Below are 26,170 nucleotides of genomic sequence, written 5' to 3'. Positions count from 1 at the left end.
GCTGACCGCGGTCAGCTTTTTGCTTTTGTGCTTTAAACCATTTACGATTCTGATTTCCTTAATAAAATAACATTATGAATAAATCTATTCTGCTGAGCTTTTTATCACTGGTATTGTCATCACCACTACTGTTGGCGGCATCAATTAAAGCACCATTACAACCTCAATCACAGCAACCACTGAATCACATCATTCATGATGATGCGCGTAAGCGTGACATCCCCATCAGCGTGTATTTTCCAGCTCAAAGCCAATGCTCAGCACAATCACCCTGCAAAGTAGCCATGTTTGGTGCAGGTTATGGCATGCCTAATACTGATTACACTTTTTTAGCTAACACACTGAATCAACAAGATGTGTTAATGGTCTCGATTGCCCACGAGCTCCCGAACGACCCACCGCTATCAACTGCACAACCCTTTATTAAAACCCGCAATGAAAATTGGCAGCGCGGGGCACAAACGGTGTTATTGGTACGAGAGCAACTTAAAAGCGTATACCCTGAATATAATTTTGATACCGTGACGTTAATGGGACACTCTAACGGTGGCGATATTGCAGCGCTGCTAGCCAATCAAGGGTATTCGTTTATTAATGCGGTGATCACTTTCGACCATCGCCGCGTGCCTTTACCACGTACAAGCAGCATCAAAGTTTTATCGGTCAGAGCGTCGGATTACCCAGCCGATGACAACGTACTGCCAACCCAAGCTGAACAACGCCAATTTAATAGCTGCGTTGTCACCATAAAAAACGCGCGCCACAATGATATGACCGATCACGGGCCGCTATGGTTAACCCAGAAAATGAGCACTATCACAGCAGGCTTTTTACAAAATAAACCATGCCACGCCCTTACATTGCCGATGGACAGCACTCACAATGAAGGTTCGCATCGCTCTTAATGGTGCTCATTCGTTCACAGCCTAAGTGATCTAATACGATAACTTAGGCCCGTTTATTCCCCTAACGCACTCTCTATTTTATTTACTTTATCGCCCATCAATCTAAAAAACAGTTTGATCTGATATATTTAATCAACTTTTAAAATTAACAGCGACCTTCCATACTCGATTCATCAAAGCGACCACTTATTTTTGGAGCACAAAATGGATACCGTAAAACAACACCTGATCAAACAACTACCTAATATCACAGCCAATACAGAAATTACCGAAGCCATCGCTGAACTAAAAAAATATCAATTGCTTGGTGCGCCCGTACTTGGCAACAACCGTGAATTAATTGGCTTTATTTCTGAACACGAATTGCTAAAACCTATGCTAAACAACAGCTACTTTTGTGATGGAGCGATTAAAGTCAAAGACTTAATGCGCACCGATGTAATCGCCATTGACGCAAATATGAGCATTGCCGATGTAGCCGAGCGTATGTTGCAGGCACAACCTAAAAACTACCCAGTAGTTGAAAGTAATAAAGTGATTGGTTTAATAAACCGCAGCCAAGTACTAAGTGCATTAGCAGCAAGTTATTTACGTTGCCAAACTGCGAGCTAATGAAGGGTCTGTCACCAGATTGCTTTAACTCACCTGCAGTTGATTTTTATGAAGAACGTTTTTGCTTTTTGACGATATAAAACGAACCAATTTGCCTGCAAAAATAAAAAATGCACCTTTTGGCGCATTTTTTATATTTTTCACATCATCACATAGTTAGGCTTTTAAGCTTCTTAAAGCCTGCTTTTCTGCCGCACTTAAAAAGGCGATTTCAATAGCATTGTGCTGCGCTTTTGTGATGTCAGCGGCAGTTAAACCTGCAAGCGGCGCTGCAACTTCAAATTCGTGGCGAATTTCAATATTACTAACACCGGGATCATCAGTATTGATGCACGCTAAAATGCCGTGATCTAAAAAGCGTTTGAGTGGATGTTGATAAATATCGGCAACCGTACTGGTTTGTAAATTACTGGTGATACAAGATTCAATACCAATTTTATTCGCGGCTAAATAATCCATCAATGCGTTATCTTCAATCGCTTTTACACCATGCCCAATACGTACTGCACCAAGTTCGTTAATTGCATGCCAAATACTCTCTGGGCCCGCAGCTTCGCCTGCGTGAACGGTAATATTTAAACCACAATCGCGCGCTTGTTTAAAGTGGCTCATAAATAAGTCACTTGGAAAACCCAGTTCATCACCCGCTAAATCGAGCGCCACCATGTGTTGTTTATGCGCCAAAATGGCATCGAGCTCTTGTTGGCACGCAACTTGGCCAAACGTGCGTGATAAAATACCAATTAAATTGGCTTTAATTTGCGGGAACTGTTTTAAACCTGCATGTACACCATCGACCACAGCTTCAACCACCGCTGTTGGATTGAGGCCTTGTGTTTTAGCCATGTAATACGGGCTAAAGCGCAGTTCAACATAATCTAAACCTTGGTTGACCGCATCTTCGATATTTTCAAATGCAATACGGCGACACGCATCATAATCACCTAACACTGCAACACCCCAATCTAATTTACTTAAAAATCCTAATAAATCAGGCTCATTTTTAAGTACTTGTACATGTGGGCGTAAAGATTCAATGTCAGTGCCAGGTAAAGTGATATTAAATTGTTGGCCAAGCTCTAATATGGTTTGGGGACGCACATTGCCATCAAGGTGGCGGTGAATATCAAGTAATGGTAAGTGTTTATTTATCATAATTGAGCTCGGTTTTTTAAAAGTTGCCGCATGATACGCAGCTTACTCAGTAATTCAAGGACATATAGCCGTTAATTACACATACTTTAAAATTGCTTTAAATAACTTATTAGGGTCAAGTGGCTTAACAACGTAATCGTTCATACCAGCAGCCCGCGCATTGGCGATATCACTATCCATCGCATTAGCCGATAAACCAATGATAGGTAAATTTTTAAATTTAGGATTTTGTCGAATTTGTTTTGTAGTGGCTAAGCCATCCAATAATGGCATTTGAATATCCATTAATACTAAGTCATATTCGTTTTGTTCAAGTTTATTGAGTGCAACTTGTCCGTTTTCAGCAATGTCTGGTGTGCAACCTTTACCGGTTAAAATAGCTGAAATAACCTGCTGATTTAATGGATTGTCTTCTGCAACCAAAATTTTAAACTGGCTTAATGACACATCACCAATATTAAAATGGGCAGCCTTACGAGGTGCTTCATCTGAATTAAACTGACCAAGCGGCAAAGTAAAATAAAACTCACTGCCCACGTTTACCTCACTCACAAAGCCAATTTCTCCCCCCATCAACTCGACTAAATGCTTGCAAATGCTGAGCCCTAAACCAGTGCCACCGTATTTGCGTGACGTTGAGTTATCGGCCTGAGTAAACGCATCAAACAAGGTTTTTTGTGCCTCAGCAGACACGCCAATACCGTTATCTTTGACACTAAAACGCACAAATTTATTGTTAAGTACAGTCATAGTAAGTTCGATTTTACCGCCAAAATTAGTAAATTTAATCGCATTATTGAGTAAGTTGAGCAGCACTTGTTTTAAGCGAATTTTATCGGCAAACATACTCAGCGGCGTTATTTTAGGGTATTGGATCACAAGACCGACACCCTTGTTAGTGAGGTCGGTTTTCACCAATGTTTCTAACTGACTAAAAAGCGCAGTAAAATACACTTCTGAATATTCAAGCTGTAATTTTCCGGCTTCAATTTTAGAAAAGTCTAATAGGTCATTGAGCACTTTAAGCAACACATCAACCGCATTTTCTGCCTGATGTATGTATTCTTTTATCTTGTGTAAATCATTTTGCTGCAGAACTAAATAATGCAGCCCTTTTATGCCATTAATTGGAGTACGAATTTCATGGCTCATATTGGCCAAGAATTCACTTTTAATTTTATTAGCTTTGTCTGACTTTTGCTTTTCTAACAATAGCTTTTGAGTTTGCTTGTGCACTTGCTCACTGATTTGTAAGTTGGTACCTGTTAATAACAATAAAAACGTTATTAGCAACCAAACAAACAACAGCCCAGATACTTGCATGCCGTATTGGCTCATCCAACTTGCCTGCGATAATGCATCTGTTATTTGATATAGGTTGACTCTCCACTCACGCTGCCCGATCGAGGCTTTAAAATGAAATACAGGATCCAAATCGGCTACATTACTCTCTTGATATAAGACTTTTGGTACCGCGTTATTGGTGACATCAATCGCGGCAATCTTAAAACCATCAAGCTCCAAAGGCCCTAAAATAGCATCAATTATTTTTTGTAAGTGCAATACACCTAACGCATAACCTTTTAATCCACCCGAAGGGTGACTGTCCATAACTGGCACAATATAAAGCACCCCTAAGGAGCTATCTTGCCGCTGTAATAAACTCAGTGGCTCGGTTAATACCGGTTTTTTTGTGCGAGCAGCTAAATTGAGGGCAGAAATGCGGACGGGGTTCGATGCAAAGTCAAAACCCAAAACATTTTCATTGCCTTTTAATGGGTTAACAAACAACACAGGAAAGTAGACATCGCGTTGTGATGCAGTGACTAAGCGACCCAACGAATCATGTTCTTTAAAACTAAAATCTTGAAAACCAATTTGCTGTAACTCTGTTTCAACCTTTAACCGTTCACTTGCCAGCACTTTTGGCAGCCATTCGATTGCACTAAACTCATCGTTAAACTTAAGCTGCTTATCTGAAAACTGGATGAACTCTAAGTAATTGATATATCCACTACTTTCATAATATGCCTCCAACAAGCCAATGTTAGATTGAATCTTTTGGAGTTGCTGCGCGACACTAAACTGCAGCATTTGACTTTTTGTTTCGATGACCTGCTGGTTTTTTAATTTATCGCTTTCGATTTGAGCATAAAATAACGCGCTAACTAAAATAAATACCAACAAACCTGGCAGCAACACCTGCAAACGACGACCCGCTTGTTTAACCGAAAAAGCCACCAGCATTAAAGGGGTAAAAATCATCACGCCGATAGCATCACCAGCCCACCAATTAATGAATGAATTAAAGACTTGGCTTTCATTAATAGATTGAAAATAAAGCAAAATACTGGATCCAATCGCCGCACCTACAATACAGCTAATAGGGCCGCCAATTAACATCAGTTGTAGTGTCGCTTTTAAATCAAGTAGCTCAATGGCTCTTGGATTAATGCGGTTAACAATGTAATAGCCTAATGCGGCCTCGGCCGTGACCCCAAGCGAAATAAAACCCGACTTTAAAACATCATCAATAGATAGGTACAAGGTGGCATACTCAAGGTGAGCCGCACTTAAAATAAACGCTCCGATAAAAATCAGCGGCAGCACTCTAAAACCAAGTAAAAACAAGCCCGCTAGTGCAATACCCGCAGGCGGCCAAATGGCAGTCACGTGATGGCTCATTGCAAGAAAGAAATGTGAAGCAGCGCCTATTGCAATATATGAAATGAATACCATTAGATACAACGGGGTTTTATTGTGCAATTGAGTACCTTTTTTCTGCTGTTATTTTTTAGATTGTGGCATCTCGCTTTACTAGCTTAGTCAAAAATAAGTGTTTACAAAAATCAATCTCGGTATTCATCATAAAAAACGCCGACTTAAGTCGGCGTAAATGCTTGATACAATTTTAAGGCATCGTGTGTCAGCCCTTGCTCGGCAAAACACCTAGCGGCACTTGGCCAATGTTCAGCAGCATTTTTTTCATTTAACACTTTTTTAAAGACCTTGCTCGCAAGCTCGGTGTCGCTTTGAGCCTGCGCAACATAAGCCAGACAAAGAAGAAGCCCCTCTGATTCTGGTTGCTTCTTTAGCAGCTCTTGAACCGCTTTTTGCAGTGAGAGCAAAGCTAAGCCTTTGCTCTGTTTTAAACTGGCTGTCACGGTCTCGTGTTGACCTTTCTTGAGCAATTTAATCAAAATATCTTCAGCCTGCTCAGTTGCACCATTGTGAAGGAGCGCCTGACAATACGCTTTTTCAGCCAACGGCTTGAGATTACGAGCCAACTGTTCATAACGACGTTCAATCACCGCGCTATCGCTATTATTAAAAATAACCTGCCACACCGCTTGCCATTGCTCATCGGTTAACCCTGCATACTTCGCCAATTTAGGCATCAAAGCAAGTAATGCAACATCATCTTGCTGGCCAACTAGCAACTGACAGTATGAGTGCAACTGCAGTTCGTCAGGTTTTTTCTGCTGTACAGCAAGACTGAGTAAATCAATAGCACGTTGCTGATCACCTGTTTGCCCATATAAATGCGCAACATAATTTTGCTGCTCATCAGGAATTTTTGCCAACAACTCCAGCGCTTTTGCTGATTGGTTGCTTTTTAACGCCGCATCCGCAGCAAAAGCATAAGCAAGGCCTTGCCATCCCGATGGCAAGCTTGTGCCACCAAGTTTTTTGAGTGCTAAACCATGGTCATTGTTAAGGGTTGACCACAAGCCTTCTTGTAGGTTTGCAAGCTGTTTTTTCTCACTGCGCTGCGATAAGCGAAAACGGGTGTGACCGTATAAAGACCAAACATAACCCACCAGCCTCAACAACAAATAAAGACCTAAGCTGACCATTATTGCCATGATCGCAAAACTGACAATTGAGCCTTCCACGGTCCAATTATTAAAAGCAATTAATACGTAACCTTTTTCACCAATGACCCAAGGGGCAACGGCCAAAATTAGCGCTGCTATTAAACACGCAATTAACGGTTTGATCATTGTGATCTCTCCTCAAACGCTGCGCCACTGACCAGCTCAACAACTGGATTAAACTCTAACGGTGTTGCGCGTAAGCTTGCTAATTGCTCTTTCATGCTAACCACTGAAGAGGAAGTACCATCATAAAAATTGTTAAGTACCTGCTCTGCTTGTGCCAGCGATGTAATAAATACTTGCGCTTGTTTATTTAATAATGCGGTTTGGGCTTGAGCAAAATAAAAAGCTAATTGTTGACGCACAAGCACCTGCTCTGCAGATGAAAGTAAAGGCTCGATAGGCGCTGAACGTTCACGAATTTTAATAAAGTCATCCACTAATAACTGCCAGCTACGCTTTAAGTTTTGTTGCCAATCGCTGACGTTTTCAGTTAAAGCCTGCTGCTGAGTCTCATTAACAGCATCAGGTAACTGCACCATATTCAATGGCAATTTATTAAGCTGCTGCGTCAAACCATATAAAGTGAAATAAAGCTCATCAACCGGTACGACCGGCAGTGCGAGCACTGTTTGTAAGTCTTGATTCACTGCCGCACGTAACGCTTCGGTATTTGGATACTGCGCAAGCAAGCCATCAAGTTGCTTAAAAATAGCCGCTGCTGTCGCATAACGTTGCTCGCTTTGCACTTTAAAGACAGCCATGCGCTGCATTGATTTGGCTTCATTGATATTTAATTCAACTACTTGCTGGCTTTTTTGCTCCAGCGTTTGACTAAGCTGCTGCTGAACAAATTGCTCTGAATTTTCAATCGCTAATTTAACATTGCGCTCAGTTTGATTGACGACCGAACGCTGTAATTCAAGCTGTTGCTGCATGGCGCTTTGTAACTGAGCCACTTGCTGTGCCAGCGATTCTTTCTCACTGTTTAATTGGCTAAACAACTGATTGCTATATTGTTGCTGCTGCAAATAACCAAAACCAGCTCCCGCTCCTACACCCAGTGCAATCAAGATAGCGACTGCCGACAATACCCATCCTGATGAACCAGAGCGACCACTTGTGTTTTGATTTTGTTTCGCTTTTGCGGCTGCATTTTTTTGCACCGACTCTGCTTTTACTTCTATCACGGGGTTCGCATTATCTGCTGCTTTATTAATTTCTTTTTCATCCGTCATAGCTTTATCCTGCTTTGTGATAGCCGCTAAAATCGCCTCATCCGAAGCGCCTGCGCATATCTGTATATTATTTGCTGCGATAGCATAGTCACTTAAGTGCTTTGCTATTCGCTCACTGGCGACATAAAACCGGCAGGTTTTAAGCCATTCACCTTCATTTTCTACAATTTCGCGGAATATCGCGTCAACCGCAGCATTACTTGTCAGTACTATACTGTCTATTTTTTGTTGTTGCCATTGCTTTATCCAGCCAGATACTGTCCCTTCGGTTGGCTCGCGCCGATATAAAACAAGTGGGTGCACAAACGCACCTCGTTGCTTTAAGGTTTGAGCGATTAGCGGGCGACCATCTTGGCCTTTTAATAAAACAATATTCTGCTGTTCAACATCCTGTAGTTCTTTTAACGCAAGTAATCCTTCTGAGTCTTGTGGTTTACCTACCCGAGCTTTAGTACCAAACAACTCAAAAATAACTTCAGCCGTTTTATCGCCAACAGCAAAAAATTGTGGCTGGTGTTTTAAATTTGGCTTTAAGGCGTACAGCGCTTTTACTGCATCTTGGGAAATAAAAATGAGTTTATCAGCTTCACCAAGCGGGGCTAATGCAGCACTTGAAACCGCTACAGGCTCAAGTGCTAATAAAGGAAATGAAATAGCTTGGTGGCCCAATTTGGTTAACTGTGCTACCAGCGCCGCCCCTTTAGTATCTGGTCGGGTAACTAAAATAACCGCCATTAAGCATCCTTATAAACGGCTTGTAATATTTTATCTGCGCCTTGGGCGAGCAGCTTGTTGGCTAACTCTATGCCTAATTGCTCAGCGTTAACACACAATCCTCGCACCTCATCGCGCAAAATTTGGCTGCCATCAACCGCGCCCACTAAACCACGAATGGTGATATGCTCGCCTGACACTTGTGCAAATGCACCAATTGGCACCTGACAGCCGCCTTCTAAACGACGATTCATTGCGCGCTCAGCTAACACTCGAATGCGTGTTTCTTTATGCTCAAGGGCAACTAATAAGTTTTTGGTGACCAAATCATCCGAACGACACTCAATCCCCACTGCACCTTGACCATTTGCAGGTAATGATTGCTCAGGCTCGATAAAACTGGCAATACGCTCAGGCATTTCAAGACGAATTAATCCTGCGGCAGCAAGAATGATGGCGTCGTATTGACCTTCATCTAATTTAGCCAAACGCGTATTCACATTGCCGCGCAAATCGCGGATGATTAAATCAGGACGAAGCGCACGAATTTGACACTGGCGGCGCAAACTTGATGTCCCAACAATCGCACCTTGAGGTAACTCTTCAATTGTCTTAAAACGATTTGAAACAAACGCATCGCGCGGGTCTTCTCGCTCACAAATTGTATTGAGTTCTAAGCCTTCTGGAAACTCAACCGGCACATCTTTCATTGAATGCACGGCGATGTCGGCACGACCTTCTAGCATGGCTTGCTCTAGCTCTTTTACAAACAATCCTTTGCCACCAATTTTAGCTAATGGCGTATCAAGAATTTTATCTCCTTGCGTTGACATCGGAACTAGCTCTACTTGAATGCCTGGGTGATGTATTTCAAGTTGCGCTTTTACAAATTCAGCTTGCCATAATGCAAGTGCACTTTTACGCGTTGCGATACGAAGGATTGGGCTTGGAGATGTCATGGGCTACCTTATTAGCGACTTATTTTTATAAATTGCTGTTTCTATTAATAATACGAAATGTTTTTTGTGCCAAGATTTGCTGGTTGCTATCACGCAATTGAACTTGCCAATCGCCCATTTGTTGCTCATCAATCGTTTTTGATGAGTAAGTGCGAAAGTGAGTAGACGTAATATCGAGCATAATCTCAATTATTTGAACGCCATTAAAAAACCAAACATGGCTAACTAACTGGGGTGTGATGTCACTGATTTCAGTAAAAAAATACAGTTGATCATTAAATTGATTGGTATAGACCTCGCTCCCAAGCACATCAACAGGCTCGCGATCTTCAACAGCTACGGTTAATACCGCACGAGTGACAAAATTTGTATCAATCTCAACACCACGAGACACCTGGCTCAAGGTGGTCGATGGCATTGTAGGCTTTTGAGCCTCAGGCAAGGCTTCAGCACCAACTGGCTGCACATTGTCAGGCGTAGCGATGTCTTTTTGAACCATTTTATGTGGCTCATCGGATGCAGCCTCACTCAAAGGTTTCGCTGGTTTAATAGCTGCATCGCTCACTTTATCTGAACCAATCAGGACATCGTTTTCGGTATCCTCATTGGGGATACTGACATGGCTAGGTGTTTTTAGGACTGAATCCTTGGTAACTTCTTTGGCATTAACCATCGAAAAAACACCCCATATCGCCGCAAAAGTGATAGTCCCAACAACAATACCAGCCCACCCCAATCGTCGCCAATGCCAGTGGTATACCACCAAGGGCTCAGGTAAAGAGGTGTCTTCTAACGCTTTCATTTTTGCTGTTACAACTATTTTTTGTCCCATTTAGGGCTCCTGCAAAACGCTTAAGTTAAACGCTCAATTAACCATTGGCGAATTAACGCCACTTCTTCGCCACACACTTCATGCGCCATAGGATATTCATGCCATTGCACATCAAGTCCGTTGCTTTGTAAAACATCATACGCTTGTTTACCGGCATTCATAGGCACCACTTGGTCTAAGCTGCCATGTACCATCAAAACAGGTAAAGAGGTCTGTATTGCTTCAACACTCAATTTAGCGGGTACGCACATGTATGTTGAAAGCGCCATTACGCCGCCTAATGCTACTTTAAAGCGCGGTGCTAAGTGTAATGCAATCACTCCGCCTTGGGAGAATCCAGCTAAAATAATTTTATTAGCTGCAATACCGCTGGCGAGTTCCGTTTCGATTAATTGCTCAACTTTTGCCGCTGATTCTCGCACACCTTGCTCATCGGCTCTTTTATCTAAATCAAACGAAACAATGTCATACCATGAGCGCATTTTCATGCCCCCATTAATTGTGACAGGTTGGATGGGTGCGTGAGGAAAAATAAATTTAATGCCAAGCTCAGCAGGCAGCTTTAACGCCGGCACTATTGGCGCAAAACCATCGCCTGAGTCACCCAAACCATGCAGCCAAATTACCGTTGCTTTATGCTCTGCCGTGGCTTGGCAAACAACCCCCGCTAAACTCATACTGACGCCACCCACGTTACAGGTTGCCCTGCTTGACGGGTGGTTGCCTCAGACATAAATTGCCAAAACTCTGCACCCGAGCGATTATCTATCCACACATTATCTCTTAATTCAAAGTGGTGGCCATTAAATTTAGTCGCGACCCACATTTGGTGAAGCGGTGCTTGTTTGTTTAAAATAATTTTGGTTTTGTTAGGGAATATGATCTCTAAAATGCCCGAGGCAGATTCATAATCTAAATCCACTTCACACGCTTCGATTTGTTCTTCGAGGCTCAACATTACGGCATCAACTAACTGGTGATATTCATGATCTGTCATGGCATTTCCTTGTTATCAAATGGCACAGCGAAAGAAGGTAAAATAAAAATTAGTCGACTGGCTGCAATTTATCTGTTTTCTGTTACTCTGCGATTATAAAGACCGTAATTCGTCAGTAAATACTTTTATCTAAAGAAACCCTATGCAACAGAAAAAACTTGCTCGTATTATCACTCTTAGCACCTTAATTAGCATTTTGACGGCATGTGGCCAAAGTGGCCAACTGTATTTACCCCCTGAAGAACAAAAGACGAGCAACCAAAAAATAAATTCAACAACACCACAAGATACACCTCGCATTCAATCTGCCGAGTCTCAACAGGAAAAATAGTCATGGATCACTTTAACTATCGCGACAATCAGCTGTTTGCCGAAGAGGTCAGCGTTGAAGATATTGCGACACAATTTGGCACGCCTTGTTATGTCTATTCACGCGCCACATTAGAGCGCCATTATCATGCCTTTACTGACGCTGCGGCAAAACAACGCCATTTAGTGTGCTATGCCGTCAAAGCGAACTCTAATTTAGCGGTACTAAATGTATTAGCGCGTTTAGGCTCAGGGTTTGACATTGTATCGCAAGGTGAGCTTGCTCGTGTTGTTGCAGCCGGTGGCGACCCAAGCAAAGTTGTATTTTCAGGCGTTGCAAAAACCGCTCACGAAATTCGTTATGCACTTGAGCTTGGCATCAAATGTTTTAATGTTGAGTCTGAAGCAGAACTTGAGCGTATTTCAAGTGTCGCGACTGAGCTTGGCAAGGTGGCACCAATTTCAATTCGTGTTAATCCTGATATCGACGCTAAAACTCACCCGTATATTTCAACTGGGCTCAAAGAAAACAAATTTGGCATCGAAATTCACCGTGCAGTAAGCGTTTATCAACATGCTGCTACATTGCCAGGCATTCGTATTGAAGGCATTGATTTTCATATCGGTTCTCAACTCACTGAAATTGAACCTTTTCTGGCCGCTTTAGATAAAGTACTTGCCATTATCAAGCAATTAAAATCCCTCAATATTCATATCAAGCATTTAGATGTAGGTGGTGGTTTAGGTGTTGCCTATTTAGCCGAAGAGCCTCCTCACCCAAGCAGCTATGTAGGTCAATTAATTGAGCGGTTAAACGAGTTTTCAGACCTTGAACTTGTTTTTGAACCGGGCCGTGCAATTGCCGCCAATGCAGGGATTTTGGTGACTCAAGTTGAGTTTTTAAAACAAAACCAAGGTAAAAACTTCGCCATTGTTGATGCTGGCATGAATGATTTACTGCGCCCATCTCTTTATCAAGCTTGGCAAAATATCATTGCTGTATCGCCTCGCTCAGGCGCTACAGCGTCTTATGACATTGTTGGCCCAGTATGTGAGACGGGTGACTTTTTAGGAAAAGATCGCGACCTCAACTTGCAACAAGGCGATTTATTAGCCGTACGCAGCGCTGGCGCGTATGGCTTTAGCATGAGTTCGAATTATAATTCACGCCCGCGAGTGGCTGAAATTATGGTTGATGGTGCGACCGCACATGTGATCAGAAAGCGTGAAACCATTGCTGATTTATATCAAGGAGAAAGCAAACTACCTAACTAAGGTGGTTTGAATTTTAAAAGGTTCTTATGTTAGTTAACTTTTCAAAAATGCACGGCTTAGGTAATGACTTTATGGTGATAGATAACGTCACTCAAAATGTATTTATCGCACGTGACCAAATAATAAAACTAGCTGATCGCAACTTTGGTATCGGTTTTGACCAATTACTAATGGTTGAAGCGCCCTATGATCCCGATTTAGATTTTCATTATCGCATCTTTAATTCTGACGGCACTGAAGTCGAGCAATGTGGCAATGGCGCACGCTGTTTTGCACGCTTTGTTCGCATGAAAGGGCTCACCAACCGTCATAAAATTTTGGTTTCGACCAAATCTGGCAATATGACCTTGCACATCGAAAAGGATGGCTTAGTCAGTGTAAACATGGGGCAACCAAAACTAGAACCTCACGCCATCCCTTTTAAAGCAACTAAGCGTGAAAACACCTATATTTTTCGTGCGCAAGACCACACTATTTTTTGTGGCGCTGTCTCTATGGGTAATCCACACTGCGTGGTTGAAGTTGATGATATCACCACTGCACCCGTCAATGTTCTGGGTCCATTACTGGAGCATCACGAACGTTTTCCTCAACGAGCCAACATTGGCTTTATGCAGATCATCTCGCCAGAACACATTAAGTTACGCGTGTGGGAACGAGGTGCAGGTGAAACATTAGCCTGTGGTACCGGTGCTTGTGCCGCAGTGGTGGTAGGGATTTTACAAAAAAAACTCGCGCCACATGTGCAAGTTGACTTACCCGGTGGCCGCTTAGAGGTGCGCTGGCAAGGTGAAGGCCATAGCGTGCGTATGACAGGCCCTGCTGAACACGTATTTGATGGACAAATCGCTTTATGAGCCAATTAGACGCCAATCAAATTGCTGATTATTTGGCATTACATCCTGATTTTTTAGTGCAACACCCGCAATTGCTTGACACACTTAACCTCTATCACAATCAGTCAGGGGCGATTTCCCTGCAAAGCCACCAACAAAAGCGACTGCAGCAGCAACTCGAACAACAAAAACAACACCTGAATAACCTAGTTGCGCATGCCCGTAAAAGTGAGCAAATTTACCATGTGTTTAGCTCATGTCATCGCCACTTAATGCTACATGACAACTTTAGCGATTTAGCTGAGAACTTAGAAAGTTTGATTAGTGCCAATTTAGAGCTTTGTGAATGTAAATTGCTGCAATACACCCCACTATTTGACAGCATCATTACCCATCGGCTTACGAACCAACCTCGCTATCTTGGTAGAATCAACCAACAAGAACAGGCGTTATTATTTAATCATGAATGCCAATCGGTGGCGCTTTATCTGATTGGTGATGTGCAAACACCACTGGCTATTTTAGCCTTTGCCAGCAAAGACCCAATGCACTTTGAACCCTCACACGATAGCTTTTTTATTGATGAGTTTGCAAAAGCCTTGCACACCAAACTATCGGGCTGGGCATGAGCGAACAAGCCCCCCTTGCTTCCTCTTGGTTAAACCCTGTTGAGGTATTTTTACAATACCTCAAATACGAAAAAAACTACTCTGCACACACGTTATTACAGTACCGCTTACAACTCATTGAAGTGGCTTCATTTTTACAAAATAACACCGATACTTGGCTTAAAGTACAACCCGAGCAACTACGCGCCTACAGCATGAGCCTAAAAGCCCGCGCGCTTAGTGCTCGCACAATTAATTTAAAACTGTCGTGTGTACGTAGCTTTTACAAATATCTGCAAATTAGAAAAGCCGAACTCAACAATCCTGCCGAAGCAATTAAAGGCCCAAAATTTCAAAAACCATTACCGAAGAATCTCGATGTTGATCAAATGCATCAATTATTAGAAATGACACCAGAAGATAGTTTTGGCTTTCGTGATAAAGCAATGATGGAGTTAATGTACTCATCAGGTCTGAGGGTTAGCGAGTTAGTAAATGCAAACTTATCGGATATCAATTTGCGAGAACAAGAAATTAGAGTGCTAGGTAAAGGCAATAAAGAGCGCCTACTCCCCATTGGCGCTAAGGCAATTGAAGCACTTAAAGCGTGGTTAACATGTCGTGGGGAGTTTGCCCTGCCCGACGAAGTGGCTGTGTTTGTAAGCAAAAAAAAATGCCGGATCTCTACACGCCAAGTGCGTGCACGGATGAAATTATGGGGAATAAACCAAGGTATAAGCACGCCCATTCACCCGCATAAATTACGCCATTCATTTGCGTCTCACATGCTCGAATCAAGCGGTGATTTACGTGCTGTACAAGAGTTACTCGGTCACAGTAGCTTATCGGCAACACAAGTGTATACCCATCTCGATTTCCAGCATCTTGCTAAGGTCTATGACAACACCCATCCAAGAGCAAAAAAACAACGTTAAATATCCATTTTTTAAGGTTTAACTCTGTGCAAATATTTAAAAAACTAGCTGAAATTAAAGCCATTAGCTTCGATTTAGACGATACGCTTTATGATAATCGCCCCATTATTATCGCTGCGGTAAAAGCGCAAAACGATTACCTAAAACAACTAACACGATGGCCAACAACCACTGACTTTTGGCACAACTGCCGCGAGCAAGTCGCCAAACAATTCCCTCAGTTAATAGATGATGTGACATCATGGCGCCAGCATGCTCTTTACTTTGGTTTAGTTCAAGCTGGATACGCTCAAAATGAAGCAAAGCACCATGCACAATTGGCTTATCAAGCATTTGCCGATGCCAGAAGTAATATTATTGTTTCTGATAACGTTTTAGCATTACTAAAGGCTTTAAAAACTCGCTTTAAAATAATAGCAATTACCAATGGAAACGTTGATGTAGAACAGTTTAATTTAAAAGGCTATTTCGATTTAGTTTTAATGGCAGGCCGGGATGGTAAAGCAAAACCCAACCGTGAACTCTTTAAACTAGCAGCGCAGCATTTTAATTTAAACCTTGAAAATATACTGCATGTTGGTGACAGTCTCGATACAGATGTCCAAGGTGCCAATAACGCAGGTTGCATGTCTGTATGGCTAGAAAATCAATTTACTCCATACAATTACAAAGGCTTAGCTCACATCAAAATTCAAGATATCAATGAGCTGCAACAGCTAGTAATTAAATAATAATCCCCCATTATTTTCAGCCCAAGCAGTGACTTAAGCGCTTGAAAGCCATTAAATCGCTTAAGTCATCATAAAAACCATCACTAAATATTAACAATTTGATTAGGTATTTGCGTATTTAGTATTAAACTATACAGACAATTAGCATTATCGTTGCGGTATAAAATGGCAGGTATTTTAGACAGCGTAAATCAACGCACTCAACTAGTCGGTGAAAATCGTCTTGAACTTCTTTTATTCCATCTGCATAGTCGCCACCTATTTGCCTTAAATGTATTTAAGGTAAAAGAAGTCGTAAAACTGCCAAAACTCAATATGCTACCCAATGCCCACCCCAAAATTTCGGGCGTTGCTAATATCCGAAACGAGTCAATTCCTGTGATTGATTTGCGCCAAGCCATTGGTTTACCACATATTGAACATGGTGATGACTGCAACTTGGTGATCACCGAATACAATCGCTCTGTACAAGGCTTTTTAGTGGGTAAAGTTGATCAAATCGTCAATATGACGTGGTCTAATATTATGCCGCCACCCAGCACCGTTGGGAAAAATCACTACTTAACGGCTCTAACAAAATTAGAACGTAATGGCACCCAACAATTAGTTGAAATTATTGATGTTGAAAAAGTCTTGGCTGAAATTGTCGAATACAAAGTCGAAATTTCAGCGGGTATTTTAGATCCCGACATGGTTAACCAATTTGTCGGCCGCAAAATTTTACATGCCGATGATTCACCTACCGCACGTCGTCAAGTAAGGGATACTTTATCGCAACTCGGCATAGAAATTATTCCAACTCAAAACGGCCAAGAAGCCTATGAGCTTCTAAAATCTTGGTCTGATGAAGGTATCGATGTCGAAAAAGAGTTTTTAATGGTCATTACTGACGCTGAAATGCCCGTGATGGATGGGTATCGTCTCACCTATGAAATTCGCAATCACCCTAAATTGAAAAACTTATATGTAGTATTAAATACCTCTTTAAGCGGTAGCTTTAATCAAGCGATGGTCGAAAAAGTCGGATGTAATGCGTTTTTATCTAAATTTCAACCTGACCGATTAGTTGAAACGGTACAAGATCGCCTCAAAGACACGTTAGCATCAACTAAAAAATAAGTGTGTTTAACACACAACATAACTGTTCATACAAACAGTATTTTATTTAGCCGAATGAAAACTCCTGTTATACTGGCGCCATTAGCATTGAAAAAGGTCAACTGATGGACGTCTCTGAATTACTTGATGGTTTAAATGATAAACAGCGTGATGCTGTTGCCGCACCACTTCAAAATATGTTGGTTTTAGCGGGCGCGGGCTCAGGTAAAACACGAGTGTTAGTTCATCGCATTGCATGGCTTATGCAAGTTGAAAATGCCTCTCCTTATAGTATTTTTGCTGTAACCTTTACCAATAAAGCAGCCAAAGAGATGCGCTCTCGGGTTGAAGAAACCCTTAAAACATCTGCTGGCGGCATGTGGATTGGCACATTTCATGGCCTATCACATCGCATTTTACGTGCCCATCATCGAGAAGCACATTTACCTGAAGCATTTCAAATTCTTGATTCCGACGACCAAATTAGAATGATCCGCCGCTTACTCAAAGCGATGAACATCGATGAGAAAAAATGGCCGCCAAAGCAAATCTCATGGTACATCAGCGCCAAAAAAGACGAAGCGCTTCGCCCTAAAGATATCAAAGCATATGATGTAAACGAGCAAATGTTTTTAAATGTTTATGCCGCCTATCAAGATGCGTGCGACCGTGCAGGTTTAGTTGATTTTGCTGAAATTTTACTGCGCTGTTATGAGTTACTGAAAAATAATCCTACGCTGCTACGTCATTATCAGCAACGTTTCCCACACATGTTGGTTGACGAGTTCCAAGATACCAATACTATCCAATATGCGTGGTTAAAACTGATTGCTGGCACAGGTGGAAATGTGATGATCGTGGGGGATGATGATCAAAGTATTTATGGCTGGCGCGGTGCTAAAATCGAAAATATTCGTCGATTTTTAACTGACTTTGATGCGCAAACCATTCGGCTTGAGCAAAATTACCGCTCAACCAGCACCATATTAACCGCTGCCAATGCATTAATAGCTAATAACTCAGAGCGTATGGGCAAAAGCCTTTGGACCGAAGGCAGCGAAGGTGAACCAATCTCTATTTATGCTGCCTACAACGAACTCGATGAAGCACGTTTTATTGTTGGTAAAATCAAGACTTGGCTCAATGCAGGTAACGCTTTACAAGATGCCGCTATTTTATATCGTAATAATGCCCAATCACGTATTTTAGAAGAAGCATTACTGCAAGAAGGGCTTAAATACCGCATTTACGGTGGCATGCGATTTTTTGAACGCCAAGAAATCAAAGATGCACTTTCGTATTTACGTTTAATCAGTAATCGCCAAGATGATGCCGCATTTGAACGGGTCATAAATACCCCCACCCGTGGCATTGGGGAACGCACCTTAAGTTTAATACGCGACTGTGCACGTAACGAATCGATTCCGCTTTGGTATGCAGCAAAAGCATTAATCGAGCACAAACATTTAGCAGGTCGCGCTGCGAATGCTGTTAATAGCTTTATTGAACTTATCGAGAAAGTCGAAAAAGTCAGCCTTGACTTAACGCTCGAAGAGCAAGCCAAACAAGCAATTCACACCACAGGTTTGATGGCGATGTACCAAGCTGAAAAAGGTGAAAAAGGCCAAGCTCGGATTGAAAATTTAGAAGAACTCATTAACGCCTGTAGTCAGTTTGAACTGCCAAACGAAGAGGAATTTGCATCACCATTAACTGGCTTCTTATCGTATACCGCGCTTGAATCAGGTGAGGGTCAAGCCGAAGAGCATGAGGATGCAGTGCAAATGATGACCCTCCACTCAGCAAAAGGCCTTGAATTCCCGTTAGTGTTTATGGCAGGTGTTGAAGAGGGGATGTTCCCTTCTCAGCAAAGTAACGAAGAATCGGGTCGCCTTGAAGAAGAGCGCCGCCTTTGTTATGTAGGCATGACTCGCGCAATGGAGAAACTCTACATTAGCCACGCAGAAACACGCCGCTTATATGGCCAAGAAAAATACCACAGCCCTTCGCGTTTTTTACGAGAAATTCCAGAAGCCTGTGTTGAAGAAATCAGAATTAGAACTCAGGTCACTCGACCACAAGCAAGCAATCGCTTCAGTGCAACCATGAGCCATGCTGCATTTGAAGATACCGGCTTTAATTTAGGTCAACGCGTATTACACACTAAGTTTGGTGAAGGCACGGTACTTAATTACGAAGGCACAGGCCCGCAATCACGCATTCAAGTAGCTTTTGACGATGTAGGAACCAAATGGCTGGTAACAGCTTATGCTCGCCTACAGAGCCTATAAATATGACTGAGCTTAACAAGCTAAGCCCTTACCTAGCTCAGTTAAAACAAAACCGGCACCGACAACTGCTGGTTATCAGTGGTGAGCAACTTTGGGGCTATCAGCAAGTTAATGCCTTATTACCTCGCTTGATTGGTAAGCAACTTGTGTTAAGTACACATGATGAGCTAGCTGCTGCACAGTGGCCTGAACACACCCATCAAATATTAGGGCAAGAATTTGATTTTGCAGTATATGATGGTTTTTCAGGGATTAGCCCCGACAAACTGGCAGCCCTCAGTGGCACAGTAAAAGCGGGTGGCTTGCTTATTTTAATCCTGCCTAATTATAAACAACTCGATGATTTTAAAGATCCCAACTTTTATGCCTATCAATCTGCTGAGCAGCTTAATCAATACAGCTATTTTAATAAACGCCTTGCCAAACACTTAACTCATCTAACGCACATTCAACTTGATCAGCACCTAGGTTTAACAATACCTCTTATTACACCAAATCCTTGCCAAATAGAGACCCATCAACAGAAAGGTGCGATTGAGCGGATCATTAAACAAAGTCTAGGTCGGGCAAATAGACCCTTACTGCTGACAGCAGATAGAGGCCGAGGGAAATCATCCGCTCTGGGCATTGCCGCAGCTCAATTAGTCGCACAAGGTAAAAAAATTGTCATTACAGCAAGCCAACGCAGGGCTGTTGAAAGCGCATTTAGCCACTTTGCAAGTCTCACATTTTCTGATTATAAAGCTGGGCAAAACATACTGACTAATTTTTGCTATATTCCACCAGATCAGCTGTTGAGCCAACCAATCAAAGCCGATATTTTATTTGTAGATGAGGCTGCATCTTTGCCTGTGCCAATGTTAATAGCACTGCTAAATCAATTTAATCGAATTATATTTGCTACCACTATTCATGGTTACGAGGGAATGGGTCGTGGTTTTACCTTACGATTTCACCCCTATTTAAAACAGCACTTTCCTGATAGTCGCTTTATTCACTTAGACGAACCCATTCGTTTTGCAAACCAAGACCCTCTTGAACAAACAATCAATAAATTATTAGGTTTAGAATCTAACTGCACAGCTTTAACTAAATTAACTGAGCCTTTGCAGTTTAAAGAAGTCACTCAACTAGCTCTATACGATGATGAGCATCTCTTGCAACAAGTTTTCTCTTTATTAGTCCTTGCGCATTACCAAACCTCAGCAAACGACTTTCGCCATCTACTCGATGCTGCAAACACTCGTATTTTTATAGTGACACATCTAAACGAAGTCATTGCTACCGCCCTTGTCGCCATTGAAGGCTCGCTGAGCATTGAGCTGAGCAAAGCAATTATTGCAGGAAAACGAAGACCGCAAGGCCACCTTCTTGCACAATCTATTGCTCAAATTCAACAGCAGCAGTGCTTTTTAACTGAGTCTTTAGCACGTATTGTTCGTATTGCAGTTCATCCACATTTTCAAAATAAACAAATAGGCCAGCAGCTATTAGCATTTATTGAACAACAAATGGCTAGAAATATTACCAGTATCGGCGCCAGCTTTGGTGCACACCCTTCTTTAATACATTTTTGGCAGAACCAGGGATATAAAGCAGTAAAAATTGGATTTAAAAAAGATGGAGTCAGTGCCGAACATGCTTGCATCATGCTCAAACCACTCACTAAATTAAAGCCACAAATAAGCCTCTTAATTGAACGATTTAATCGTGATTTACCTCTGGGCAGTTTGCATTACCTTCATATCATCAACCCAAAGCTACTCATAGCATTACTCAACCAGTTACCTACCCAGCAGTCGAGCAAAGAAGATCTTACCGACATAACGTTGCTAAGTAACAATACGCAGCAAATAGCCTATTCTTTTCCTTGTTGTTGGCGCGTAATGTGGCAGCAACCTAATGCATTAAAAAGCTGCTCAGAGAAGTCGCAACTTTTGTTAACTAGGCTAATATTACAAAATCAAACTTCACAACAGATTGAATCAGTTTTAAACTTTGGCGGTAATAAAAAATTAGAGGCAGCGATAAAGCATGCTCTTTTAGAATGGTCAACCTACCTTGAAGGCTAATTTGAAATACTACTCTCACTACATAATACTTTTGTTTTTAAGCCTATTAACTCAGGCTGAACAAGGCGTTAGTGAAAATAGGATAACAATTGGCATGTCAAATGCACAAAGCGGCCCAGCAGCAAAATTAGGGCAACAATTTAGACTTGGCGCATTAACTTATTTTAATAAGATCAATGAACAAGGTGGTGTGAATGGCCGAAAAATCGAATTACTCAGTCTAGATGATGGTTATGAACCGTTACAAACAGTCGAAAATACCCGCTCACTGATTTTCAATAATAATGTTTTTGCACTTTTTGGCTATGTAGGTACCCCCACCTCACATGCAATTTTAGCGCTACTTGAAAATAGCCAAATCCCATATTTAATGCCAATGACCGGTGCTGAATTTTTACGACAACCAGAACAAGTAAACACTTATAATTTAAGGGCTAGCTATCACCAAGAAATGCAGTTTCAGGTTAATTACTTATTAAATGAACAAAAAGTTAACAATATAGGTCTTTTAATTCAAGCTGATGAATTTGGATTAACCATAGAAAAAGAAATTAACATAATTCTCAAAGCCCTCAATATTAAACCCGCTGTCATCACACGCTTTAGGCGCAATACATCCGATATCGAGCACGCACTGACAATATTAATAAAACACAACGTAGAATCAGTTGTGCTAGTAGGAACGGCTGAACCTTTGAGTGAACTGATAAATTCGAGCTACGAGAGAAATTTTAAGCCGGTATTTACTACTGTTTCATTTGCTTCAAGTGACGATCTTTTTAAAAAACTCAAATACAAAAGTCACGTATTGGTTACAGAAGTAGTTCCGAACCCTAATACCTGCTCGATTAAAGCTTGCCTCTCATTTCGCAGCGATATGAAAAAAAGTAAAGAAGATGCTTTAAATCATATTAGTTTTGAAGGCTATTTAAGTGCTTGGCTCTTTATTGAAGCGGCCAATAAATGCGGCGAAAACCTCACGCGACAATGTTTATTGACCACGTTAAAAACTGAAAAACTTAGCCTTAATGACTTAGTCATTGAGTTTAACCCTCAAACAGGTCAAGGGTTAAACCAAGTATTTTCGTCGATCAAAAACTAAATTTGAGTTAATGATTGTTTCAACATTTCAACAATTTGATTCATTACAGCTTGATTCGCTTTTTCATCAAATTCAATGATTCGTGGAGTATGAATATGCCCCGTTGGAATTGTTGAACCTAATAAATTTCTTAGCCTGATACTACGATAAGAAATCTCATTTGATAAGTAACCGCCACCACCGCCCTCTACCGCAATGTCATTTCTAAGTTCATTAAGCTGTTTTGCTGAAAATGTTTTAGTTAACGTTTGCACCTTACGGTTATCGTTGATTTTATAATCTCCTTTTGCCTGCTGCATGGCATGATAAGGCAAACTAAATTGCACAAACTCAGGCCCAGATAAAACTTGACCCGCCAACATTGGAATAATAGGCGAAACAGGGGTTGCTCCCGTCAATACATTCAAGTTATCTGCCGCTGTTACACTGCGACGACGGCCAGGAAAATGCTCTAAATCAAAGTCCGATCGACCCATCGAAATGGTCGCAATCAAATCAACATTATTTAGCGCGTAAAATGGGGCTAAAATTGACTCTATCTCACCATCATCAAAATCTTGATAGCGAACAGGAACCATCAAAGTATTAATTTGCGCCTTGATACCGTTATATTCAATGACCTGACCATCAAGTAACAATGCCGCAATGCCTGAAGGATTACTTTGTGCAATGTTTTTATCCAATAAAAAAGGATCAAAACCTGTAAGCAGTATTTTTTTCATTGTTGGTTCTGTAAATGACAACTCAGTGCGGCCACGGCTGCTACTCTCAAATACCTCTATCAAACTAGTGAGCTCGGCTTGGTTAAATGCCTTGTTCTTTAGTTTAATTGCCTTAACGACACTTAAACGCTGCCAGTAAAGGTCTCGATCATCTAAACGGCCTTGCTGTACGCTCTTCACCTCTTCTTGCCACAAGGACTCACCAAAATAATGTAACTTTTGTCGTATTGCACTGTAATTGGATTCAGACAAAATGCTTTGCACTTTTTGATCAGATGCTTCTATTTTACTATTCAAATGAGGTAAAGCGTGGAGCGCTTTGTTTATTCGTTGCTCTTCAATAGTTAAAATTGAAGCATTTAGGGTATTAGCAACAAATAATAAGCTCAGAGCTATTGAAAATTTTTTCATTAATTTGGCTCAAATAATAACGTAATGACTAGATTAAAGGTTTTTGTGAGTAATGTTAATTCAACACATTAAAAACATGCAATTTTTAAAGCAGATTTAAAAGGTTGTTCTATGCTTTAGCAATAACAAAAGTGAATCCAACGAGGGACTAATGGACTTTATCAATTTTAAAGTTGGTCAAAAAACTATCGCATTAAAAATATTGGATATTTTACTTACCGAACGCTTCGAAAATAATCTCACTGCTCTGCCTAACAATAATAAAAGCTTTATTGGTGTGAAAGATTATATGGGTGTACCAACACCAATTTTTGATTTAGGACTCATCTTAAACAATGAATCGACCCATGTTAGCAACGCTAATTTAGCTGAATTACTTCAAAATAGAGAAAAAGATCATCTTGATTGGTTTAAAGAGTTAGAAAATAGTATTGAAAACAACACTCCTTTTTCCTTATCACGAGACCCCCATCAATGTGCTTTTGGAAAATGGTATGATAATTTCAAAACAGATAATGAAGACTTACGCTCCATTCTCAACCGATTTGATGAACCGCATAAAAAAATTCACGCATTAGCTGATTCATTACTAAACATGGCTAAGCAAGGACATAAAAAACAAGCCCAAGAAATTCTCGCGACTGAAAAGCGGACAACTTTTACTTTGCTGCTCAGATTATTTGAATCTGCTAGAGAACAAGTCGTACTGGATTATAAGCCAATTATTATTTTCACTACAAAAGATGGGCAAAGCCCACATATCGGCCTATTGGTAGATAAGGTTGAAGATAGCGTAAGTGTTGACGCCTCAGACATAAAGCCACTAGACAAGCTTACAAGCATCGGTTTTGATATCGATCCACAAACTCGCAATATGATGCGGGGACTAATAAAAATGGATAAATATCACAGTGTTATTATCGATTCTAGCGCTATTTTCAAGCCTCTTCTTGAATCTCAACAATCACCTGAAACAATCAATTAAACACTTATTTTATAAATCACAAAAAGCAAAAAACCCGCTGCATTGCTGCAACGGGTTTCTCTTATTAGGAGCCTGGCGATGTCCTACTCTCACATGGGTAACCCCACACTACCATCGGCGCTGTTTCGTTTCACTACTGAGTTCGGAATGGGATCAGGTGGGTCCAAAACGCTATTGTCACCAAGCAAAATTTTGTCTGGAACAAAATTTAACGCACTTTAGTGCGGCCCGTTAGGGTCAACGCCATGGAAGGTGTTGATAAATTCAGAACCATAAATTCGGAAGGCTGATATTCAATTTGTCTACTTCAGTGCTATCTAACTTCTTGCTATTCATCAGTGCTTCATACAAACCACTTTGGCGTTGTATGGTTAAGCCTCACGGGTAATTAGTATTGGTTAGCTTAACGCCTCACAGCGCTTCCACACCCAACCTATCAACGTTGTAGTCTCCAACGGCCCTTCAGAGAGCTTATAGCTCTAGTGAGAACTCATCTCGAGGCTCGCTTCGCGCTTAGATGCTTTCAGCGCTTATCGATTCCGAACGTAGCTACCGGGCAGTGCCATTGGCATGACAACCCGAACACCAGCGGTTCGTTCACTCCGGTCCTCTCGTACTAGGAGCAACCCCTCTCAATTCTCAAACGCCCACGGCAGATAGGGACCGAACTGTCTCACGACGTTCTAAACCCAGCTCGCGTACCACTTTAAATGGCGAACAGCCATACCCTTGGGACCGACTTCAGCCCCAGGATGTGATGAGCCGACATCGAGGTGCCAAACACCGCCGTCGATATGAACTCTTGGGCGGTATCAGCCTGTTATCCCCGGAGTACCTTTTATCCGTTGAGCGATGGCCCTTCCATTCAGAACCACCGGATCACTATGACCTACTTTCGTACCTGCTCGACTTGTCCGTCTCGCAGTTAAGCTTGCTTCTACCATTACACTAACCGTACGATGTCCGACCGTACTTAGCAAACCTTCGTGCTCCTCCGTTACTCTTTAGGAGGAGACCGCCCCAGTCAAACTACCCACCAGGCACTGTCCGCAATCCCGATTAGGGACCTACGTTAGAACATCAAAACTACAAGGGTGGTATTTCAAGGACGACTCCACAAGAACTAGCGTTCCTGCTTCTAAGTCTCCCACCTATCCTACACATGTAGGTTCAATGTTCAGTGCCAAGCTATAGTAAAGGTTCACGGGGTCTTTCCGTCTAGCCGCGGGTATACGGCATCTTCACCGCAAATTCAATTTCACTGAGTCTCGGGTGGAGACAGCGTGGCCATGATTACGCCATTCGTGCAGGTCGGAACTTACCCGACAAGGAATTTCGCTACCTTAGGACCGTTATAGTTACGGCCGCCGTTTACCGGGGCTTCGATCAAGAGCTTCGCGTTGCCGCTAACCCCATCAATTAACCTTCCGGCACCGGGCAGGCGTCACACCGTATACGTCATCTTGCGATTTTGCACAGTGCTGTGTTTTTAATAAACAGTTCCA

22 protein-coding genes and 2 rRNA genes (1 of these 24 only partly in view) are annotated in these 26,170 nt (G+C 41.7%); 13 read left to right on the top strand and 11 right to left on the bottom strand.

What is annotated here, in order from left to right; all coding sequences use genetic code 11:
- Positions 1-74 precede the first annotated feature (74 nt).
- Complete coding sequence (locus AC3KZC_RS00480) at positions 75-905, top strand: alpha/beta fold hydrolase (RefSeq protein ID WP_490580052.1); 831 nt, start codon at positions 75-77, stop codon at positions 903-905.
- Positions 906-1,109: 204 nt separating this feature from the next.
- The gene (locus AC3KZC_RS00475) at positions 1,110-1,517 is read left to right on the top strand and encodes a CBS domain-containing protein (RefSeq protein WP_490580051.1); all 408 of its coding nucleotides are present in this window, start codon (positions 1,110-1,112) and stop codon (positions 1,515-1,517) included.
- Positions 1,518-1,673: 156 nt separating this feature from the next.
- Here the strand turns inward: AC3KZC_RS00475 and add are convergent, their stop codons facing one another.
- The 8 genes from add to cyaY all read right to left on the bottom strand — a co-directional run bounded on the left by add (position 1,674) and on the right by cyaY (position 11,290).
- Positions 1,674-2,672 carry an adenosine deaminase gene (gene add / locus AC3KZC_RS00470; protein WP_490580050.1) on the bottom strand — a complete coding sequence of 333 codons (999 nt, stop codon included), beginning with the start codon at positions 2,670-2,672 and terminating at the stop codon, positions 1,674-1,676.
- Between the two features lie 75 nt (positions 2,673-2,747).
- Positions 2,748-5,438 (bottom strand): CHASE domain-containing protein, encoded by a 2,691-nt coding sequence (locus AC3KZC_RS00465; RefSeq protein WP_490580049.1) that lies wholly within the window; start codon positions 5,436-5,438, stop codon positions 2,748-2,750.
- A 116-nt stretch (positions 5,439-5,554) separates the two neighbouring features.
- Entirely contained in the window at positions 5,555-6,676 is a 1,122-nt protein-coding gene (locus tag AC3KZC_RS00460; RefSeq protein ID WP_490580048.1) for a heme biosynthesis HemY N-terminal domain-containing protein, read from the bottom strand.
- The gene (locus tag AC3KZC_RS00455; RefSeq protein WP_490580047.1) at positions 6,673-8,523 is read right to left on the bottom strand and encodes a uroporphyrinogen-III C-methyltransferase; all 1,851 of its coding nucleotides are present in this window, start codon (positions 8,521-8,523) and stop codon (positions 6,673-6,675) included. Before AC3KZC_RS00455 ends, AC3KZC_RS00460 begins: the two co-directional genes overlap by 4 nt.
- Entirely contained in the window at positions 8,523-9,461 is a 939-nt protein-coding gene (gene hemC, locus AC3KZC_RS00450; RefSeq protein ID WP_490580046.1) for a hydroxymethylbilane synthase, read from the bottom strand. Before hemC ends, AC3KZC_RS00455 begins: the two co-directional genes overlap by 1 nt.
- 25 nt (positions 9,462-9,486) lie before the next feature.
- Entirely contained in the window at positions 9,487-10,293 is an 807-nt protein-coding gene (locus tag AC3KZC_RS00445; RefSeq protein ID WP_490580045.1) for a DUF2914 domain-containing protein, read from the bottom strand.
- A 20-nt stretch (positions 10,294-10,313) separates the two neighbouring features.
- Positions 10,314-10,970 (bottom strand): alpha/beta hydrolase, encoded by a 657-nt coding sequence (locus tag AC3KZC_RS00440; protein ID WP_490580044.1) that lies wholly within the window; start codon positions 10,968-10,970, stop codon positions 10,314-10,316.
- Complete coding sequence (gene cyaY, locus AC3KZC_RS00435; protein WP_490580043.1) at positions 10,967-11,290, bottom strand: iron donor protein CyaY; 324 nt, start codon at positions 11,288-11,290, stop codon at positions 10,967-10,969. Before cyaY ends, AC3KZC_RS00440 begins: the two co-directional genes overlap by 4 nt.
- Before the next feature lie 142 nt (positions 11,291-11,432).
- On the opposite strand from cyaY, the gene lptM reads away from it, so the two are divergent.
- The 10 genes from lptM (at position 11,433) to AC3KZC_RS00385 (ending at position 22,547) form a co-directional block, all read left to right on the top strand.
- Entirely contained in the window at positions 11,433-11,621 is a 189-nt protein-coding gene (gene lptM / locus AC3KZC_RS00430) for an LPS translocon maturation chaperone LptM (RefSeq protein ID WP_490580042.1), read from the top strand.
- 2 nt (positions 11,622-11,623) lie between these two features.
- Entirely contained in the window at positions 11,624-12,874 is a 1,251-nt protein-coding gene (lysA, locus tag AC3KZC_RS00425) for a diaminopimelate decarboxylase (protein ID WP_490580041.1), read from the top strand.
- Positions 12,875-12,900: 26 nt separating this feature from the next.
- A complete protein-coding gene (gene dapF / locus AC3KZC_RS00420) occupies positions 12,901-13,731 on the top strand; it encodes a diaminopimelate epimerase (protein ID WP_490580040.1) in 831 nt (276 codons plus the stop codon).
- A complete protein-coding gene (locus AC3KZC_RS00415) occupies positions 13,728-14,339 on the top strand; it encodes a DUF484 family protein (RefSeq protein WP_490580039.1) in 612 nt (203 codons plus the stop codon). Before dapF ends, AC3KZC_RS00415 begins: the two co-directional genes overlap by 4 nt.
- The gene (gene xerC, locus AC3KZC_RS00410) at positions 14,336-15,253 is read left to right on the top strand and encodes a tyrosine recombinase XerC (protein ID WP_490580038.1); all 918 of its coding nucleotides are present in this window, start codon (positions 14,336-14,338) and stop codon (positions 15,251-15,253) included. Before AC3KZC_RS00415 ends, xerC begins: the two co-directional genes overlap by 4 nt.
- A gap of 26 nt (positions 15,254-15,279) precedes the next feature.
- Positions 15,280-15,984 (top strand): HAD-IA family hydrolase, encoded by a 705-nt coding sequence (locus AC3KZC_RS00405; RefSeq protein ID WP_490580037.1) that lies wholly within the window; start codon positions 15,280-15,282, stop codon positions 15,982-15,984.
- Between the two features lie 165 nt (positions 15,985-16,149).
- On the top strand, positions 16,150-17,103 hold the full coding sequence (locus AC3KZC_RS00400; protein WP_490580036.1) for a chemotaxis protein CheV: 954 nt from the start codon (positions 16,150-16,152) through the stop codon (positions 17,101-17,103).
- 104 nt (positions 17,104-17,207) lie between these two features.
- Positions 17,208-19,373: a DNA helicase II gene (uvrD, locus tag AC3KZC_RS00395; protein ID WP_490580035.1), complete on the top strand. Its 2,166-nt coding sequence runs from the start codon at positions 17,208-17,210 to the stop codon at positions 19,371-19,373.
- On the top strand, positions 19,334-21,445 hold the full coding sequence (locus AC3KZC_RS00390) for a GNAT family N-acetyltransferase (protein ID WP_490580034.1): 2,112 nt from the start codon (positions 19,334-19,336) through the stop codon (positions 21,443-21,445). The genes uvrD and AC3KZC_RS00390 overlap by 40 nt, the downstream gene beginning before the upstream one ends.
- 94 nt (positions 21,446-21,539) lie before the next feature.
- The gene (locus AC3KZC_RS00385; protein WP_490580033.1) at positions 21,540-22,547 is read left to right on the top strand and encodes an ABC transporter substrate-binding protein; all 1,008 of its coding nucleotides are present in this window, start codon (positions 21,540-21,542) and stop codon (positions 22,545-22,547) included.
- On the opposite strand, the gene AC3KZC_RS00380 is transcribed toward AC3KZC_RS00385, so the two are convergent.
- On the bottom strand, positions 22,544-23,680 hold the full coding sequence (locus tag AC3KZC_RS00380; protein WP_490580032.1) for a PA0049 C-terminal domain-containing protein: 1,137 nt from the start codon (positions 23,678-23,680) through the stop codon (positions 22,544-22,546). The two genes, AC3KZC_RS00385 and AC3KZC_RS00380, sit on opposite strands and share 4 nt — an antisense overlap.
- A 151-nt stretch (positions 23,681-23,831) precedes the next feature.
- Here AC3KZC_RS00380 and AC3KZC_RS00375 point away from each other — a divergent pair, with 151 nt between their 5' ends.
- On the top strand, positions 23,832-24,665 hold the full coding sequence (locus AC3KZC_RS00375) for a CZB domain-containing protein (protein WP_490580031.1): 834 nt from the start codon (positions 23,832-23,834) through the stop codon (positions 24,663-24,665).
- Between the two features lie 70 nt (positions 24,666-24,735).
- Here the strand turns inward: AC3KZC_RS00375 and rrf are convergent.
- Positions 24,736-24,850: ribosomal RNA gene (gene rrf / locus AC3KZC_RS00370) — 5S ribosomal RNA — on the bottom strand.
- Positions 24,851-25,032: 182 nt separating this feature from the next.
- Positions 25,033-26,170, bottom strand: a 23S ribosomal RNA gene (locus tag AC3KZC_RS00365); it runs 1,749 nt beyond the window's last position.

It is taken from the genome of Pseudoalteromonas sp. J2K-J031 (assembly GCF_058197095.2).
The sequence above is the reverse complement of the archived record's forward strand: the minus strand, read 5'-3'. Positions and strand labels throughout refer to the sequence as shown.